We start from the raw sequence: 18,407 nt of genomic DNA on the forward strand, positions 1-18,407 counted from the left end.
GGCGCTTGTATCTGGAGGAAAGCTTCGTGGTCAACGCGCCGCGCGAACGCGTGTGGCGGCTGATCCGCGACCCGGTGGCGATGTTGCCCTGCGTGCCGGGCTGCAGCGCGATCGAGAAGGTGGACGAGGCGCTGTACAAGGCGGTGATCGAGGCGGCGGTCGGCCCGATCAAGGCCCGCTTCAGCATCGAGGTGGAGATCACCAGCCAGACCGCGCCGGAAGAGGTGCTCTCCATCTCGCGCGGCGAGGAAGGCACCCGGGCCAGCATCATCCAGTCGCAGAACACGCTGCGCCTTTCCGAACAGGAACCCGGCGTCACCCAGGTGTACTACGCCTCCGACGTGTCGATCACCGGCCGGCTCGGCCGGTTCGGCCTCGGCATGATGAAGAAGATCGCGACCCGCAAGGCGCAGGCGTTCGAGGAGGCCTTCCGGCAGCGCGCCGAGGCGCTGGAGACGCCATGACCGGCGCGGCGTTTCACAAGCCGGCGACGGTCGAGGAAGCCGTCGCGCTGCTGGCCGATGCCGGCGAGCGCGGACGCGCCCTGTCCGGCGGTGCGACCCTGGTCGCGCTGATCAACGCGGGCCTGGTCCAGCCGGAATGCCTGGTCAGCCTGGCCGGCATCGCCGAGCTGCGGCGGTTCGACCGCCTGCCCGACGGCACGGCACGGATCGGCGCGATGCGCCGCCATCGCCAGACGGCGCAGGAAAGCGACCTGCGCGACGGGCAGACGGTCGTCAGCCTGGCCGCCGCCCAGATCGCCAACCCGCCGGTGCGGAACATGGGCACGATCGGCGGCTCGATCGCCTTCGCGGATCCCGCTGCCGACTATCCGCCCGCGCTGGTCGCCGCCGACGCCGCGATCGAGATCGCAGGACCGGGCGGCCGACGCACGGTGCCGGCCGAGGACTTCTTCCTCGGCTGGTACGAAACGGCGCTCGGACCGGGCGAGCTGGTGTCCGCGGTGCTGCTGCCGCCGGCTGCAGCGGGCTCGGTCGGGCACTACGCCAAGCTGTGCCGCGTCGCCGGCGATTTTGCCATCGCCTCGGTGGCGATCGCGGTCGCGGTGGAAGCCGGCGCGGTGAGCCGGCTGCGCCTGGCAGTCGGCGGCTGCGCCGGCGGGCCGGTGCGTAACGCCGAGGCGGAGGACCTGCTGATCGGCACCGCGCTCGATGCGCGCGCGGTCGCGGCGGCCGGCGACTGCATCGTGGCGGCACTGGACCCGGTCGACGACGTCCGGGCCAGCGCGGACTATCGCCGTCTCGTGGTGCCCAGGCTGCTGCGGCGCGCCCTGGCCGAAGCGACGACGCCGTTCGGTCTGGCGGCATGAACGCGCCGGCTTCCGTCGTGCTGCGGGTGAACGGCCGGACCCATGCCGTGGCGGCGCCGGCACCGACGACGCTGCTGACGGTGCTGCGCGACGACCTTGGACTGACCGGGGCCAAGCGCGGCTGCAACCAGGGTGTCTGCGGCGCCTGCACGGTGCTGGTCGACGGCGATCCGGTCCGCGCCTGCCTGTCGGTCGCCGCCAACTGCGAGGGTCAGGACATCACCACGGTCGAGGCCGTCGCCGCAGCCGGCGTTCTCGCGCCGGTCCAGCAGGCGCTGGTCGACACCGGGGCGGTGCAGTGCGGCTTCTGTACCTCGGGCGTGATCATGACCGCCTACGCGCTGTTGCGCGACAACCGCCGCCCCGATGTCGACACGGTGCGTGCGGCGCTGTCCGGCAACCTCTGCCGCTGTTCCGGCTACACCAAGATCGTCGACGCGGTACTGCGCGCCGGCGGAGCCGCGGCGTCATGACCGCGGCTTCCGGAACCGGTGCCGTCGGCGCCAGCCTGCCCCGCCTGGAGATCCTGGAGAAGGTCACCGGCAGCGCGCAGTACATCGCCGACATGGCGCGGCCGAACATGCTGCACGCGGCGATCGCCCAGAGCGCCGTGGCGCACGCGCATATCCGCGGCTACGACATCGCCGAGGCGTTGGCCGTGCCCGGCGTGGTCGCCGTGCTGACCGGCGACGACTTCCCCGACGGGCGGATGGGCGCATTCATCAAGGACGAGCACGCGATCGCCAAGGGCAAGGTGCGCTATGTCGGCGAGCCGGTCGCCGTGGTCGCGGCGGAGACCGAGGCGGCGGCGCGAACCGCGGCGCGCCTGGTGCGGGTGGACTACGACCAGCTGCCGGCGATCCTCAGCCCCGAGGAGGGCCTGGCCGAGGGCGCGCCGGCGATCCACGAGGATCTGGCGTCCTATGTGAAGGTGTTTCCCGCGATCTGCGGCGGCAACCTCGCCTCCGAAACCGAGCTCTGCGAGGGCGACGTCGCGCGCGGCTTCGCCGAGGCCGACATCGTCGTCGAAGGCAGCTACGACACCGCCGCCCAGGCCCATCTCGCCATCGAGCCTTGCGGTGCGCTGGCCGAGGTCGACCCGCAGGGGCGCATCACGCTGTGGTCGGCCAACCAGTCGGTGTTCCGGGTGCAGGCCAATGTCTGCGAGAGCCTGCGGCTGCCGATGAGCAAGCTGCGTTCGCTGACCCCGCGGGTCGGCGGCGGCTTCGGCAACAAGATGGAGCCGCATGTCCAGCCGATGGTGGTCAGGCTGGCGCAGGCGACCGGCCGGCCGGTGAAGCTGATCCTCAACCGCGAGGAGGATTTCGAGTGCGTGCGCGCCCGCCATCCGTTCAAGGTGCGCTGCAAGACCGGCGTGACCCGGGATGGCGTGATCACCGCCCGCGAGGTCGAAGTGCTGCTCGACTGCGGTGCCTATGGCGACGACAGCCCTGGCGTCCTCGGCTACAGCCTGCTGATGGCGCGAGGCCCGTACCGGATCGCCAATGTCCGCTGCCACGGCCGGCTGGTCTACACCAACAAGCTGCGCTTCGGCGCCTTTCGTGGCTTCGGCAACCCGCAGGTGGCCTTCGCCGGCGAGACGCAGCTCGACGAGATCGCGGCGCGCCTCGGCATGGACCCGCTCGACCTGCGCCTCGCCAATCTGTGCCGGCCCGGCGACCCCTGGTTCGGCGGCGCCGCGGTGGCCTCGAACGGTCTGGCGGCGTGCATCGACGAGGCGACGGGCGGCGTCCGGCTGGGACAGGCGCGCCGCGTTGGCGGCGCCGCCCGGCAAGCGCCGCGCGCTGGGCGTGGCGATCGGCGCCCATATTCCGGCCTGCTCGGCACCGGCGCGATCGTGCGGGTCCTCGAGGACGCTCCGTCGTGCTCAACACCGGCGCGGTCGACATCGGCCAGGGCTCCGACACGGCGCTGGTGCAGATCTGCGCCGAGGCGCTGCAACTGCCGGTCGACAAGGTCGCGCTGGCCAGCCCCGACACGGACGGTTCGCCCTACAACTGGGGCACGACGGCCAGCCGCGTGACCTATACGACCGGGCGGGCCGTGGTGGCCGCCGCCGGCGAGGTGGAGAAGCAGCTGCGGGCGCATGCCGCCCAGATGCTGGAATGCGCCGACCTGGATCTGGAGCTGCGGCCCGGCGGCAGCGTCGCGGTCAAGGGCACCGACCGGCAGGTGTCGTTCCACGAGATTTCGCTGCGCGCCCACTGGGCGGCCGGCGGGCCGATCGTCGGCCACAACACCTGGGTGTTCAACCAGGCGACGATCGACCCCAAGCGCGCGGTCGCCAGGGGACTGCCGTTTCCGCAGATCGGCGTCTACAGTTTCGGCTGCGTCATCGTCGACGTCGAGGTCGACGAGGCGACGGGCAAGGCGGAGGTGCGCGAGGCCTGGTCGGCGATGGACGTCGGCAGGGCGATCAATCCTGCCGCCGTGGAGGGCCAGATCGAGGGCGGATTCGTCCAGGCGATGGGTTTCGCCCTGACCGAGGAAATGGTGTGGGACGGCGCGCGGCTGGCCAATCCGAGCCTGCTCGACTACAAGGTGCCGACCACACTCGACTGCCCGCACGCGATCCACGCGATCATCGTCGAATCGCACGAGACCGACGGACCGTTCGGCGCCAAGGGCGTCGGCGAGATCTGCCTGGTGCCGGTGCCCGCCGCAATCGCCAACGCGGTTGCCGTCGCGGCGGGCGGCCACGTCCGGTCGTTGCCGATGACGCCCGAGAAGATCCTTTCACGCATGCTGGATGAGCGCGATGCGGCCTGACGACTATCCGCCACAGGAACCCTTCAGCAAGATCGGTGCCCTCTACCACGAAACGGTGATGGCGCTGCCGTCGCCGCCGCCCGCCCTGGAGGTGCGGCATGGCGACGATCCCTATCAGGGCATCGCGATCTATGCCGCCGAGCGGCCGAGCGGCATCGTCCTGTGCGTCATCCATGGCGGCGGCTGGACCAACGGCTACAAGGAATGGATGGCCTTCATGGCGCCGGGCCTGGTCGCGCGCGGCGTGACGATGGTCAGCCTCGGCTATCGCCTGGCGCCGCAGCATGTCTACCCGGCGGGCCTGGAGGACTGCATGGCCGGCGTCGCGCTGGCCCGCGACCGGGTCGCCGCATTCGGCGGCGATCCCGACCGGATGTTCGTCGGCGGCCACTCGGCGGGCGGGCACTATGCGTCGCTGCTGGCGCTGATGCAGGACTGGCAGGCGCCGCGCGCGATCCCCGCCGACCCCATCAAGGGCGCGCTGCCGATCTCGGGAACCTACTATTTCGGGCCGGATTCCGGCCTGTCGATGCGGCCGCGCTTCCTGGGCGAGGAGAGCGCGGAACGCGACGCGGCGGCCTCGCCGATGCGCCATGTCCACGGCGCCGCGCCGCCGTTCCTGGTCGCCTGGGGCGAACGCGACTTCCCGCATCTGGTGCGCCAGTCGCAGGAATTTGCCGCCGCACTCGAACATGAGGGCGTCGAGGTCGAGCGGACACAATTGGACGACTGCGACCATCTGGGCGCCAGCTACGCATCGGGCGTGGCGGATGGTGCCTGGATCGATCGTGCAGCGAGCTTCATGTCCCGTCACGCGTGACCTCGCGCGACGGCAGATGGGAAGGATCGGAAACGGCCGCCATGAGGGGGAGGACAAGATGGCACGGATGATCTCTGGAATTGTTGCGCTTGCGTTCGGCGCGACGGCGGCGACCGCGCTGGATGCCGAGCCGGTGCGGATCGGCTATTTCGATCGCCTCGACCGGCCTGTTCTGCAGGCGGCGCCGTCGCAGGTCACGGCCTACGAGCTCTGGGCGAACCAGGTGAATGCCGCCGGCGGCCTGGACGTCGCCGGCGAGCGCCGCCCGATCGAGCTAGTCTGGTACGATCGACGAGTTTCCTGGATCCGGCAGGCGGCCAGAGATCTGCAAATCGATTCGACGACGAGGTCGACGCGCTGTTGCGGCCCGGCACGCTGTGGTCGCCTGAACGTCGCACGGCGGTCGAGCCACGGCTCTCGATGGAGTCGGCACCACGCGCAGCCGGTGGCGATCCGCGAGGTCCAGCCCGGCAACATCTGGTTCCCGACCTCGGCGAATCCTCGACAAGATCGGCCCGAACTGGCCGCTCTGGCGAAGTCGGCCGGCGTCGATCGGTCGCCGTCATCGCCAACGTGCTGCCCTTCGCGCAGGAGAACCTGCAGTTCCTGATCCCGGCCCTGGAAGCGCAGGGCATCGAGGTCACGGTCAACGAGAGCTATCCGCCGGACATCTCGGACATGACCCCGCCGTTGACGCGCACTGGGCGGCGTCCGGCGCCGACGGCGTTACGCGCTTCCTATCCGGCCGATTCCTTCCTCTACATGGGACAGGCCAGCGAACTCGGCATCGACCAGCCATTCCAGTTCCTGCTCGTCGGCCCGACGATCGCCGCCTTCCAGCAGGCCTTCGGCGAGGGCGCCGACGGGATCGTGACCCTCGGGCACTGGAGCCCCTACCAGGAGGCGTGGCCGCGCGGCCGCGCGTTCTTCGACGCCTATGTCGCGGCCTATGGCATGGCGCCTGACTATCTCGACAGCGCGCTCGCCTACATGTCGCGAGATCCTCGAGCAGGCGGTGGCGGTCGCCGGCTCGACCACGACGTTGCGCGAGACCATCGCCACGACGACCTTCGACACGATCAACGGCCCGGCAGTTCGATGGCGTCGAGAACGTGATCACGCCGACCGCCTTCCTGCAGTTGCAGGGCGGCGAGATGCACCTGATCTGGCCGGATTCGGTGGCCACGTCGCAGTTCCAGCCGCGCTAGCCGCCGGCGGCCGAACGCCGTCCTGCAAAGGACGCCTTGCCGTCATGGCGGGGCGTCCTCGGCCGGCGTCGGCGTGCGCGATCCCGGGAGAGGTCGTCTCTGGACATCGTTCTTTCACCGCAGCTGCTGTTCTCGGCCCTCGTGCTCGGCGCGCTCTACGGCGTCATCGCGCTCGGCCTGAACCTGGTCTACGGCACCATGCGCCTGCTCAACATCGCGCATGGCGATCTGGTCATGATCGGCGCCTATGGTGCGTTCTGGCTGTTCACGCTGACCGGCGTGTCGCCGCTGATCGGCCTGCCGTTGATCGCCGCGCTGACCGGGCTGGTCGGCCTGGGGCTCTATGCCGGGCTGTTCCGCGGCCAGCTGGCCGGGGGCCAGGCGATCGAGCGGCTGGAGGCCAACTCCCTGCTGCTGTTCTTCGGCGTCTCGGTGATCCTGCAGAATGCGATCGCGCTCGCCTTCACCGCCTCGGCCCAGGCCTACCAGCATCTGGACGACGTCTACCGCGTTGCGGGAATCGCCATGACCGGCAACCGGATCGCGATGCTGCTGGTCGCCGTCGCGGTGCTGGCCGGCGTCCTCGTGTTCCTCAGGACCACATTCTACGGCCTCGCGGTCTCCGCCCTGATCCAGAGCCGCGAGGCGGCGCAGATCGTGGGCATCGACGTTACCCGGGTGCAGCGCACCAGCTTCGTGGTCGGCTTCGCGGTCGCCGGCATCGCCGGCGCGCTAATCAGCATGGCCGAGCAGATCTCGCCGTTCATGGGCTTCCCGTACACCATCGCCGCATTCGTCGTGATCATCCTCGGCGGTCTCGGCAACATCGTCGGCGGCATCGCCGCCGGCTTTCTGCTCGGCTTCGTCGAGATCTATGCGGTGGCGCTGACCTCGGCCAACTACCGGTCGATCCTGCTGTACGGGGTTTTCGTGGCGATCCTGCTGGTCCGTCCGCAGGGCCTGTTCGGCAGGCGGCGGCGCACATGACCGGCATGCCGCGCGGCACCGGCTTCTACGCGGGTCTGGCCGTGCTGGCGGCGGCTGGGCTCGCCACCCCGCATGCGCTCGGCGCCTATTGGACCCTGGTCGCGCTCAACCTGGCGATGTGGATCGCGCTGACCCAGAGCTGGTCGCTGTTCTCGGGCATGACCGGCTACATCTCGCTGGGTCACGTGGTGTTCTACGGCATCGGCGCCTATGTGGCGGTGGTGTCGTTCGGCACGCTGCCGCTGTGGCTCGCGGTGCCGCTCGGCGGGCTCGCCGCCAGCGCCTTCGCCCTGCTCGTGGCGATGCCGGTGCTGCGCGTGCGCGGGCCCTATTTCGTGATCCTGACCTTCGGGCTGGCGGAGCTGGTCAAGTACAGCGTGCTCAATCTGGAGACGGAGCTCGGCGTGTCCAGCCGTCTGCTGTTCGGCGCGCCGACGGCCGAGACGCTGCTCTACGCCATGATCGCGCTGGCAGTCGGCGCCAGCCTGCTCACGCACTACGTCAGGTCGTCGCGCTTCGGCCATGGCCTGATCGCGATCCGCGAGGACGAGACGGCGGCCGAGACCGTCGGCGTGCCGATCGTACGCTACAAGGCGATCGCATTCGCCGCGTCGGCGGCCGTGCCGGGCATGGTCGGCGGCCTGATGGCGATGCGCTCCACCTATTTCGAGGTGCTGCAGGTCTTCAACCCGCTGGTGTCGTTCACCGTCGTCACGATGGCGATCATCGGCGGCAGCGGCGATGCCCGCGGGCCGCTGCTGGGGGCGGTGTTCCTGACCGCGCTGTCGGAACTGCTGTGGTCCAACGCGCCGCGCCTCTACATGATCCTGCTCGGCGCGTTCCTGATCGGATTCGTCCTGCTGGCGCCCGGCGGCCTTATCGGGCTCGCCGGCCGGCGCGGTGCAAGGGCCGCCGCATGACCCTGCTCGACGTCAGCGGCGTGAGCAAGTCCTTCGGCGGGCTGCGGGCGCTGACCGACGTCTCCTTTGCGGTCGAGGCCGGGGAGATCGTGGGGCTGATGGGCGCCAACGGGGCCGGCAAGACCACCCTGTTCAGCATCATCGCCGGCCATGCCCGCGCGAGCCGGGGCGACGTCCGGTTTCGCGGCCGCTCGATCGCCGGGCTGCGGCCGGACCGCATCTGCCGGCTTGGCATCGCGCGCACGTTCCAGATCGTGCGCCCGTTCGCCGGGCTGAGCGCGCGCGAGAATGTCGAGACCGCGTTGATCTTCGGCGGTCGGGTGCACAAGCGGGGCGACGCGGTCGCGCGGCGCGCGCTGGAGATCCTCGACGAGGTGGGCCTGGCCGACCAGGCGGAGAAGCCGGCGGGCGCGCTGACCCTGTCCGGCCGCAAGCGACTGGAGGTGGCGCGGGCGCTGGGCACCGGGCCGGCCCTGCTGCTGCTCGACGAGGTGATGGCCGGCCTGACGCCGACGGAGGTCGCCGCCATGCTGGCGACCGTGCAGGAAATTCGCCGCGCGCGGGGGCTGACGATCCTGATCGTCGAGCATGTCGTGCGCGCGCTGGTCGAGCTCTCCGAACGCATCGTCGTCCTGCATCATGGCGAACTGATCGCCACCGGGACGCCGCGCCAGATCGAGCGCGACCCCGCGGTGCGCGCGGTCTATTTCGGCGAGGCGGCCGGATGAGCGACATCCTCAGGATCGTCGGCCTGTCGGCGGGCTACGGCGAGGTCGGCGTGCTGCACGGCGTCGACCTGACGGTCGCGGCCGGCGGGGTCACCGCGCTGGTCGGTTCCAACGGGGCGGGAAAGACCACCCTGTTCCGCTGCCTGACCGGCCTGTTGCCGGCCGCGGCCGGCGAGATCCATTTCGAGGGTGCGCGCATCGACGGCCTGCCGTCGCACGAGCGTGTCGCGCGGGGCATGGTGCTGGTCCCCGAGGGACGCCTCGTCCTTGCCGACATGAGCGTCGAAGCCAATCTGCGGGTCGGGGCGATCAATACGCGCGCCCGCGCCGCCTGTGCTGAAACCCTCGCTTCGGTCTACGCCCTGTTCCCGAGGCTGCGGGAACGGCGGTCGCAGACCGCCGGCACGCTTTCCGGCGGCGAGCAGCAGATGCTGGCGCTGGGGCGCGGGCTGATGGCGCTGCCCCGCCTGCTGCTGCTCGACGAGCCGACGCTGGGCCTCGCACCCGCCGTCGCCAGCCAGATCTTCCGGATCATCCCCAGGCTGGTGGAGCGCGGGGTCACCGTCCTGATCGCCGAGCAGGATGTGACGCGGACGCTGTCCTGCGCCGACACCGGCTTCGTCATGGAGAACGGACGGATCGGTCTCAGCGGGCCCGGCCGCGCCCTGCTGGCGATGCCGGACATTGCCGAGGCGTTCCTGGGCGGCGGCGCATAGGCGCTCCGCGCGGCGGGCAGATCGCCAAGCCATGGATGCGTGGGCGCGGCAAAACGGCTAGCATGGCCGGGCGCAGCCTGCCGCGGTCGAGGAGTACCACAATGGTCGATGCCCGAAATCTGAGCCGAGAGGGGTCGGAACGGGTCGCGACCGCCGCGCTGCATCCGCGCAACCCGGGCATGGCGCTGACCCCGGCGCTGTTCGAGGGCGTTCGGATCAACCGCTCCGCGGCGGAGCGGCGGGCGGCCACCCTGCCGGCACGCCGCACGGTGAAGAAGCAGTGGCAGGCGGCCTGGCTGGTCCGCGCGCTGGAATGCATCGACCTGACCACACTGGCCGGCGACGACACCCCGGGCAAGGTACGCCGGCTGTGCGCCAAGGCGCGCCGCCCGCTGCGCGACGACCTGGTCGCCGCGCTGGGGCTGGACGACGCCCCGCCGCAGGTCGGTGCCGTCTGCGTCTATCCGGCCATGGTACCGCACGCGGTCGACGCGCTCGACGGCAGCGGCATCCCGGTCGCCTCGGTCGCCACCGGCTTCCCGTCCGGGCTGACGCCGATGCCGCAGCGGCTGGCCGAGATCGCCTATGCGGTCAGCGCCGGCGCGGCGGAGATCGACATCGTCATCACCCGCGCCCATGCGTTGACCGGGAACTGGCCGGCGCTCTACGACGAGGTCCGGGCGATGCGCGAGGCCTGCGGGCCGGCGCACATGAAGGCGATCCTCGCCACCGGCGACCTCGCCACGCTGACCAACGTCTATCGCGCCAGCATGGTGGCGATGATGGCCGGCGCGGACTTCATCAAGACCTCGACCGGCAAGGAGGCGGTCAATGCCACCCTGCCGGTCAGCCTGACCATGGTGCGGGCGCTGCGCGACTATCGCGACGCCACCGGCGCCGAGGTCGGCTTCAAGCCGGCCGGCGGCCTGCGCACGGCGAAGGACGCGCTGGCCTGGCTGACCCTGATGAAGGAGGAGATCGGCGGCCCGTGGCTGACGCCGCGGCTGTTCCGCATCGGCGCCAGTTCGCTGCTGACCGACATCGAGCGCCAGCTCGACCACCACGTCAGCGGCCGCTATGCCGCCGCCCACCACCAGCCGATGGGCTGACGCCGCATGAGCGCCCACCACGCCGCAATTGCGAGCAGCGCAGCGACGCGGCAATCCACGGCCACGGCACAAGCGTCGGTGCGTCGGCTTCCGGATCGCCATGCCGCCTTCGGCGGCTCGCGATGACCGGAGGGTTGCGCGTCCGCGGACCTCGAGGGCAATGACATGACCGCGATCAGGGACATCCTCACCACCATGGACTACGGACCCGCGCCGGAGGCGGCCGACGTCGCCGAGGCCTGGCTCGGCCGCAACAAGGGCCGGTTCGGCCACTTCATCGACGGGGCGTTCGTCCATCCGCGCGGCGCGAGGGCCTTCGACGTGGTCAACCCGGCCACCGGCGCCCGTCTGGGCCGCGCGCTCGCCGCCACCGCCAAGGAGGTCGACGCCGCCCAGGCCGCGGCCGCACGCGCGTTCAAGGGCTGGGCGGCGCTGCCCGGCGCCGAGCGGGCGCGCCACCTCTATGCGCTCGCCCGCCACATCCAGAAGCATGCGCGCCTGCTGGCGGTGCTGGAGAGCCTGGACAACGGCAAGCCGATCCGCGAGACCCGCGACCTCGACGTGCCGCTGGCCGCCCGCCATTTCTACCACCATGCCGGCTGGGCGGCGCTGGCCGAGACCGAGTTCGCCGGCTACCGGCCGGTCGGCGTCTGCGGCCAGGTGATTCCATGGAACTTCCCGCTGCTGATGCTGGCCTGGAAGGTGGCGCCGGCGCTGGCCGCCGGCTGCACCGTGGTGCTGAAGCCGGCCGAATACACCCCGCTGACCGCGCTGCTGTTCGCCGAGATCTGCCAGGAGGCCGGGCTGCCCAGGGGCGTGTTCAACCTGGTCAACGGCGCCGGCGACACCGGGGCGCTGGTCGTGGACCACCCCGGCTTCGCCAAGCTGGCCTTCACCGGCTCCACCGAGGTCGGCCGCATCATCCGCCGCGCCGCCGCCGGGACCGGCAAGGCGCTGTCGCTGGAACTGGGCGGCAAGTCGCCGTTCATCCTGTTCGAGGACGCCGATCTCGACGGCGCGGTCGAGGGCGTGGTCGATGCGATCTGGTTCAACCAGGGCGAGGTCTGCTGCGCCGGCTCGCGGCTGCTGGTGCAGGAGGGCGTGGCCGAGCCGATCTACGCCAAGCTGAGGGCGCGGATGGAGACGCTGCGCGTCGGCGACCCGCTCGACAAGGCCATCGACATCGGCGCGGTCGCGGCCACGGCGCAGCTGGAGCGCATCCGCGGCCTGGTCGCGCGCGGCGTCGCCGAGGGCGCGGCCTGCTGGCAGCCGCAGGCGGCGGTGCCGGCCACCGGCTGCTTCTACCCGCCGACGCTGTTCACCGGCGTCGACCCGGCCTCGACGCTGGCGCAGGAGGAGATCTTCGGCCCGGTGCTGGCCGCCACCACCTTCCGCACGCCCGACGAGGCGGTGGCGCTGGCCAACAACACCCGCTACGGGCTGGCCGCCTCGATCTGGTCGCAGACGCTCGACGTCGCCTTCGATGCGGCGCGGCAGGTCAAGGCCGGCGTGGTCTGGATCAATTCGACCAACCAGTTCGACGCCATGGCCGGCTTCGGCGGCTATCGCGAGAGCGGCTTCGGCCGCGAGGGCGGCCGCGAGGGCATGTTCGAGTATCTGAAGCCGGACTGGGAGGCGACGGCGAAGCCCGCTGCCGCGCCGGCCGCCCTGCCAGCGGCGCTGCCGCTGCCCGACGGCGAGGGTGCCGGCTTCGACCGCACCGCCAAGCTTTACATCGGCGGCAAACAGGCGCGGCCGGATTCGGGCTACAGCTATCCGGTGGTCGATGCCAGGGGCGCCGCGATCACCGAGGTCGGGCTCGGCAACCGCAAGGACATCCGCAACGCGGTGGAGGCGGCGCACAAGGCCGGCGCCTGGTCGGCGATGACCGGCCACGGCCGTGCCCAGGTGCTGTATTTCCTGGCCGAGAACCTGGCGGCGCGCGCGGCCGAGTTCGCCGCCCGGCTGGTGCGGATGGGCGAGCCCAAGGCCCGCGCCGACAGGGAGGTGGCGACGTCGGTTGCGCGCATCGCCTACTACGCCGCCTGGGCCGACAAGTTCGACGGCGCGGTGCGGGCGCCGCAGGCGCGCATGCTGGCGCTGGCGCTGAACGAGCCCTGGGGCGTGATGGGCATCTCCTGCCCCGACGAGGCGCCGCTGCTGGCTTTCGTCTCGCTGGCGCTGCCGGCGATCGCCATGGGCAACCGCATCGTCGTCACGCCGTCGCCGACCCGGCCGCTGGCTGCGCTCGACCTCTACCAGGTGCTCGACACCTCCGACGTGCCCGACGGCGTGGTCAACATCGTCACCGGCGAGCGCGACGCGCTGGCCAAGACGATGGCCCAGCACGACGACATCGCCTGCTGCTGGTATGTCGGCTCGGCCGAGGGCGCGGCCACGGTCGAGCGCGAGAGCGCCGGCAACCTGAAGGCGACCTGGGTCAACCACGGCAAGGCGCGCGACTGGACCAGCCCGGTCGCCGGCCAGGGCCGCGACTACCTGCGTCGCGCGGTGCAGGTGAAGACGATCTGGACCCCGTTCGGCGCCTGAGCCGTCACCCGATGCCCTGCGGCCGCGATGTGCGCGACGGTCGCAGGCATCCCTAAACGATTAATTAGGGCAGCTTAAGTGATGATTGGTGCGGCAATGATCCGGCACGCGCACTGATCCGCCGTGCGCGGCCGTTCCGCAGGTAGCGATGGCCGGCCGATGCTCGAAGAACTTTGGAATACTCTGACCGACCCGAGTCTGAGGGTGGCGCCGGCCTATCTGGCCGCCTTCATTTTAATTGCATTTGCGATATACTTGCTGCGCCGCCGGGCGGAGCATCTTCCCGGCTTTCTTGCCTGGCTGTTTCCGCGCCGGGTCTACACCGACCGCTCCAACCTGACCGATGCCGGGCTGTTCCTGGTCGGCCGGCTGATGGCCTTCGTCGGCGTGTTCCGCGCGGTCGGCCTGCGCACGCTGACCACGGTGGCGGTGGTGGCGCTGGCCGGCGCCGCGACCGGCGCATCGATCCGCGAGGCGCCTTGGTCGGCCGGCGACACGGTGCTAGTCACAGCGATCTACCTGCTGTTCGCCGACTTCGCCGTCTACTGGGTGCACCGCTGGCATCACGAGATGCCGCTGCTGTGGCCGTTCCACATGGTGCACCACAGCGCCGAGGTGATGACGCCGCTGACCGTCTATCGCAAGCACCCGGTCTACGACCTGCTGTCGGCGATGATCAGCGACCTGATGGTCGGCCTGGCCATGGGCCTGGTGCTGATCCTGGTCACCAACCACCTCGACATGCTGGCGATGGCGGGCATCCACGCCGGCTATTTCCTGTTCAACATGTTCGGCTCCAACTTCCGCCACACCCACATCTGGATCGGCTACGGGCCGGTGCTGGAGCGCATCCTGATCTCGCCGGCGCAGCACCAGATCCACCACGGCCGCGCGGTGCGCCACCACGACAAGAACTACGGCGAGGTGTTCGCGCTGTGGGACTGGATGTTCGGCACGCTGTACGTGCCGAAGGGGCGCGAGGCGGTCGAGTTCGGACTGGCCGAGCGCGACGGCACGCCGATCCCGCAGCCGCACCCGAACCTGGCCGCCGCCCTGCTGGTGCCGTTCCGCCAGTTCGCAGCGCAGCTCGGTGCCCGCGGCCGGGACGTGAACGGCGCCGCCGCGCACACGGAAGCTGCCGAGCGATGAACCGCGGCCTTTCGCATTATCTCGACGCGCTGCGCGTCGGCGCCGCGCTGGCGGTGCTGGCCTCGCACCTGGCCTATCCGCGCTTCACCGACGGCGTCTATCTGTTCATCCGCGAGCTCAACCTGGGCAGCGACGCGGTGGTACTGTTCTTCGTGCTGTCCGGCCTGGTCATTGCCCATACCGCCGAGGCCAAGGACCGCACCGCCGGCCGCTTCCTGTTCAACCGCGCCACCCGCATCTACTCGGTGGCGATCCCGGCGCTGCTGCTGACCATCGGCTTCGACCGGCTGGGCGCGGCGCTCTATCCGGACGACTATGACGGCTGGTGGTACAACGCCGCGCCGATCGGCGAGACGCTGGCCTATGGGCTGAGCTTCGCCAACGAATGGACCGGACAGGCCTTCCGCATCGGCACCAACGGGCCGTGGTGGTCGCTCAGCTACGAGGTCGCCTATTACCTGATCTTCGCCGCCTGGAGCTATGCCGCCGGCGTGCGGCGGGCGGTGCTGGTCGCGGCGCTATGCCTGATCGTCGGGCCGAAGGTGCTGCTGCTGGCGCCGGCCTGGCTGCTGGGCGTGGCGACCTGGCGGGCGATCGCCGCCGGCCGCCCGGCCGCGCTGTCGCCGATCGCGGCCTGGACCATGGCGCTGCTGCCGGTGGCGATTTACGCCTTCGCGCAGACCATCCACCTGCCCGCCCTGCTGCTGCACCTGACCGGCGCCGCGCTGGGGCTGCACGATGCCCCGCCCTTCGCGCTGCTGAACTTCTCCGACGAGTTCGTCTGGAACGGCCTGCTCGGGCTGCTCGCCGCCGCCCACATCGTCGGCGTGGCGGCGCTGGCTGCACGGCGACCGGCCGCAGACGCGGCGCCCGGTGTCGCGGCGCGCGCCATCCGCTGGGGCTCCGGCGCCAGTTTCTCGCTGTACCTGATCCACTATCCGGTGCTGCAGTTCTTCGGCGCCGCCGTGCCGGCCGACCTGCCGATGGCGCTGCGGCACCTGGCGCTGCTGGCGGCCACCGTCGCGGTCTGCCTGGCCGCCGCGGCGCTGTTCGAGCGGCCGCTGCCGCGCTGGCGCGCGCTGGTCCTCGCCCTTGCCGCGCGGCTGTCGCGCAGCCGGCCCGCACCCGCCGACGAGCCCGCGCATACCTAATTCTTAACCGCTTTCGGGCTAGGGCTGGGGCGACTGCCGGGCACTGCTGGGATGTGCCGGGCAAAATACCGAACCGAGACGAAGCGCGACGATGACCGATCTCGACGGATGCGCCGGCGCGCCCCTTCCGCGCGACGAAGCGGCACGCCTGGACACGCTGCGCGCCTGCTGCGTGCTCGACACGCCGCCGGAGGAGTGCTTCGAGCGGATCACCCGGCTGGCGGCGACCCTGTTCGAGGTGCCGATCGCGCTGGTCTCGCTGGTCGACGAGCACCGCCAGTGGTTCAAGTCTGCCTATGGCACCGACGTGCGCGAGACACCGCGCAGTTGGGCGTTCTGCGCCCACGCCGTGCTGGACTCGGCACCGCTGGTCGTCGCGGACGCGACCCGCGACCCCCGCTTCGCCGCGAACCCGCTGGTCACCGGCGCGCCGGGCATCCGCTTCTACGCGGGCGCGCCGCTGACGGTTGCCGACGGCCAGCGCATCGGCACGCTGTGCGTGATCGACACGCGCCCGCGGACGATCACCGCGAGCGAGCGCGCACGGCTGGCCGACCTCGCCGCGCTGGTGGTCGACGAGCTTGAGCTGCGGCTGGCCCGGCGGACGGCGGAGGACCGTGCGGCCGCACTGGAGGCCGCAACGCAGGCGGCGCGCGACAACGAACGCCTGGGCCGGATCGTCGAGCGGGCGCAGCAGGAGATCTACATCTGCGATACCGGCAGCTTCCGGTTCCTCGACGTGAACCAGGGCGCCCGCCGCAATCTGGGCTACACGCTCGATGAACTGCGCCGGATGACGCCGGCCGACCTGGTACCGCACATGAAGCGGATCGAGCTCGAGACCATGCTGGCACCGCTGCTGACCGGCGAGCAGGATTTCGTCGTGTTCGAAACCGAGCAGCGGCGCAAGGACGGCTCGACCTATCCGGTCTCGGCCCAGGTCGAGCTGGCGTGCGATGGCGACGGCCCGGTGTTCATCGCCTTCCTGACCGACGTCACCTCGATCCGTGAGATGGCGCACATCCTGCGCGAACGCGAGCGCGAGCTCGACAACCTGCTGCGCTGCATCCCCGATTTCGTGTCTCGTGCCCGGCCCGACACCACGCTGATCTACGTGAACGAGCCATATGCCCGCTTCCTCGGCCGGCAGCCGGACGACCTGGTCGGCAAGTGCTTCATCGACCACGTCCCGCCCTGCGAGCGCGGCGCAGTCGAGGCCTATCTGGCCGGCCTGTCTCCCGAGCGGCCCCAGGCGTTGTTCGAGCAGCGCATGGTGGCGCAGGACGGCAGCGAGTCCTGGTTCCTGTGGTCGAACCGGATGGTCTACGACGGCGGTGTCGCGCGCGAGATCGTCTCGGTCGGCCGCGACATCACCGCCCAGCGCCGGGCCATCGACACCATCGCCGCCCAGGCGGCGGAACTGGAGCGCGCCAATGCCGCGCTGCGGCAGAGCGAGCAGCGCTTCGAGCTGGCCGTGAAGGGCGCCAGCGTGGGCATCTGGGACTGGGTCGACGTCAACGCCGACGCCGAGATCTGGTCGGAGAAATTCCACCACCTGCTGGGCTACGAGCCTGGCGAGCTCGAGCCGAGCCTTTCCCTCTTCCTCGAGCTCCTGCACCCGGACGACCGCCAGCGGACGATCGCGCTGGGCGATGCCCACCTGCAGACGGGCCAGCCGTTCGAGACCGAGTATCGCCTGCGGCACAAATCCGGCCAGTACCGCTGGTTTCTCGGCACCGGCCAGGCCTCGCGCGACGCAACCGGCAGACCGGTGCGGATGGTCGGCACCATCATGGACATCCACGACCGCGTCGTCGCCCAGGCCGAGTTGAGACAGAGCGAGCAGGCCCTGGCGCGGCGCAGCCGCGAGCTCGAGCTGATCTTCGACAACATGCCGGTGCACATCTACCACAAGGACGACAGGAACCGGGTGCTGCGGATGAACCGCACCGCCGCCCTGGCCATGGGCGTGGCGGAGTCGACGCCGGTGCCGCTCGATGCCTACGAGCATTTCCCCGACACCGCCGCGCAGTACCACCGCGACGACCTGGAGGTGCTGGCCAGCGGCCGGCCGAAGCTCGGCATCGTCCAGGAATACAAGCCCCGCGGCGGGACCGACCGGTGGATCAGCACCGACAAGGTGCCCTACGAGGACCCGGCGACCGGCGAGCCCCGCGTGCTGGTGACGGCGACCGACATCACCGAGCTGAAGCGGGCGCAGGTGCGGCTGACCGCGCAGGCCGAGGAGCTGAAGCGGTCGAACCGCGAGCTCGACCAGTTCGCCGCGCTGGCCTCGCACGACCTGAAGGCGCCGCTGCGCGCCGTGGCCAACCTGGCGACGTGGCTGGCCCAGGATCTGGATGCGTCGCTGACCGAGGAGAGCCGGCGCAACCTCGGCCTGCTGCTTGCCCGCGTCGCCCGGATGGACAGCCTGCTCGACGGCCTGCTGCGCTATGCGCGGGTGGGGCGGATGCACGCCGAGTCGCGCAGCGTCGATCTCAATGCCGCGGTGCGCGAGGCATTCGACATGGCCAGCAGCGGCCGGCGCTTCTCGCTGCGTCACGATCCGATGCCGACGATCCGCACCGGGCCGGTGCCGCTGCAGTTGGTCCTGCGCAACCTGTTCTCCAATGCGATCAAGCACCACGACCGCGACGAGGGCTCCGTCACCGTCACCTTGCGCGACCAGGGCGATCGGCTTGCCTTTGCGGTCGCCGACGACGGCCCTGGCATCGAGCCGTGCTTCCACGCCCGCATCTTCGGCATGTTCCAGGTGCTGCGGCCACGCGACGAGGTCGAAGGCAGCGGCCTCGGGCTTGCGATGATCGAGAAGCAGCTTGCCCAGCTCGGCTGCACCATCGCGGTCGAATCCGACCCGGCACTGGGGCGGGGCGCGACGTTCCGCTTCACCTGGCCGAAGGTCTGGCCGGAGGCGGAGGCCGATCCGGC

The 18,407-nt window shown here is 70.9% G+C and carries 16 protein-coding genes; all 16 read left to right on the forward strand.

From position 1 onward, the window contains the following. Window positions 1–5 precede the first annotated feature (5 nt). Window positions 6–464 carry an SRPBCC domain-containing protein gene (locus R3F55_09500; GenBank protein MEZ5667649.1) on the forward strand — a complete coding sequence of 153 codons (459 nt, stop codon included), beginning with the start codon at window positions 6–8 and terminating at the stop codon, window positions 462–464. Further along, complete coding sequence (locus R3F55_09505; protein MEZ5667650.1) at window positions 461–1,330, forward strand: xanthine dehydrogenase family protein subunit M; 870 nt, start codon at window positions 461–463, stop codon at window positions 1,328–1,330. The genes R3F55_09500 and R3F55_09505 overlap by 4 nt, the downstream gene beginning before the upstream one ends. Beyond that, entirely contained in the window at window positions 1,327–1,803 is a 477-nt protein-coding gene (locus R3F55_09510; protein MEZ5667651.1) for a (2Fe-2S)-binding protein, read from the forward strand. Before R3F55_09505 ends, R3F55_09510 begins: the two co-directional genes overlap by 4 nt. Continuing rightward, complete coding sequence (locus R3F55_09515) at window positions 1,800–3,374, forward strand: xanthine dehydrogenase family protein (protein MEZ5667652.1); 1,575 nt, start codon at window positions 1,800–1,802, stop codon at window positions 3,372–3,374. The genes R3F55_09510 and R3F55_09515 overlap by 4 nt, the downstream gene beginning before the upstream one ends. Then, window positions 3,266–4,120: a molybdopterin cofactor-binding domain-containing protein gene (locus R3F55_09520; protein MEZ5667653.1), complete on the forward strand. Its 855-nt coding sequence runs from the start codon at window positions 3,266–3,268 to the stop codon at window positions 4,118–4,120. The genes R3F55_09515 and R3F55_09520 overlap by 109 nt, the downstream gene beginning before the upstream one ends. Then, window positions 4,110–4,940: an alpha/beta hydrolase gene (locus R3F55_09525; GenBank protein MEZ5667654.1), complete on the forward strand. Its 831-nt coding sequence runs from the start codon at window positions 4,110–4,112 to the stop codon at window positions 4,938–4,940. The genes R3F55_09520 and R3F55_09525 overlap by 11 nt, the downstream gene beginning before the upstream one ends. 420 nt (window positions 4,941–5,360) lie before the next feature. Beyond that, on the forward strand, window positions 5,361–6,056 hold the full coding sequence (locus R3F55_09530; protein ID MEZ5667655.1) for an ABC transporter substrate-binding protein: 696 nt from the start codon (window positions 5,361–5,363) through the stop codon (window positions 6,054–6,056). Between the two features lie 128 nt (window positions 6,057–6,184). Beyond that, window positions 6,185–7,135, forward strand: coding sequence for a branched-chain amino acid ABC transporter permease (locus R3F55_09535; GenBank protein MEZ5667656.1), 951 nt, complete (start codon window positions 6,185–6,187; stop codon window positions 7,133–7,135). Further along, window positions 7,132–8,055 carry a branched-chain amino acid ABC transporter permease gene (locus tag R3F55_09540; protein MEZ5667657.1) on the forward strand — a complete coding sequence of 308 codons (924 nt, stop codon included), beginning with the start codon at window positions 7,132–7,134 and terminating at the stop codon, window positions 8,053–8,055. Before R3F55_09535 ends, R3F55_09540 begins: the two co-directional genes overlap by 4 nt. Beyond that, window positions 8,052–8,783 carry an ABC transporter ATP-binding protein gene (locus R3F55_09545; GenBank protein MEZ5667658.1) on the forward strand — a complete coding sequence of 244 codons (732 nt, stop codon included), beginning with the start codon at window positions 8,052–8,054 and terminating at the stop codon, window positions 8,781–8,783. The genes R3F55_09540 and R3F55_09545 overlap by 4 nt, the downstream gene beginning before the upstream one ends. Continuing rightward, complete coding sequence (locus R3F55_09550; GenBank protein ID MEZ5667659.1) at window positions 8,780–9,499, forward strand: ABC transporter ATP-binding protein; 720 nt, start codon at window positions 8,780–8,782, stop codon at window positions 9,497–9,499. The genes R3F55_09545 and R3F55_09550 overlap by 4 nt, the downstream gene beginning before the upstream one ends. Before the next feature lie 179 nt (window positions 9,500–9,678). Further along, entirely contained in the window at window positions 9,679–10,608 is a 930-nt protein-coding gene (deoC, locus tag R3F55_09555; GenBank protein MEZ5667660.1) for a deoxyribose-phosphate aldolase, read from the forward strand. Window positions 10,609–10,773: 165 nt separating this feature from the next. After that, the gene (locus R3F55_09560) at window positions 10,774–13,158 is read left to right on the forward strand and encodes an aldehyde dehydrogenase family protein (protein ID MEZ5667661.1); all 2,385 of its coding nucleotides are present in this window, start codon (window positions 10,774–10,776) and stop codon (window positions 13,156–13,158) included. A 159-nt stretch (window positions 13,159–13,317) separates the two neighbouring features. After that, window positions 13,318–14,307 carry a sterol desaturase family protein gene (locus R3F55_09565; GenBank protein ID MEZ5667662.1) on the forward strand — a complete coding sequence of 330 codons (990 nt, stop codon included), beginning with the start codon at window positions 13,318–13,320 and terminating at the stop codon, window positions 14,305–14,307. Then, the gene (locus R3F55_09570; GenBank protein ID MEZ5667663.1) at window positions 14,304–15,458 is read left to right on the forward strand and encodes an acyltransferase; all 1,155 of its coding nucleotides are present in this window, start codon (window positions 14,304–14,306) and stop codon (window positions 15,456–15,458) included. The genes R3F55_09565 and R3F55_09570 overlap by 4 nt, the downstream gene beginning before the upstream one ends. A gap of 91 nt (window positions 15,459–15,549) precedes the next feature. After that, window positions 15,550–18,407: PAS domain S-box protein (locus tag R3F55_09575; GenBank protein MEZ5667664.1), on the forward strand; the 2,858-nt coding region annotated here is incomplete at its 3' end.

Source organism: Alphaproteobacteria bacterium, assembly GCA_041396705.1.
Lineage (GTDB): Bacteria > Pseudomonadota > Alphaproteobacteria > CALKHQ01 > CALKHQ01 > CALKHQ01.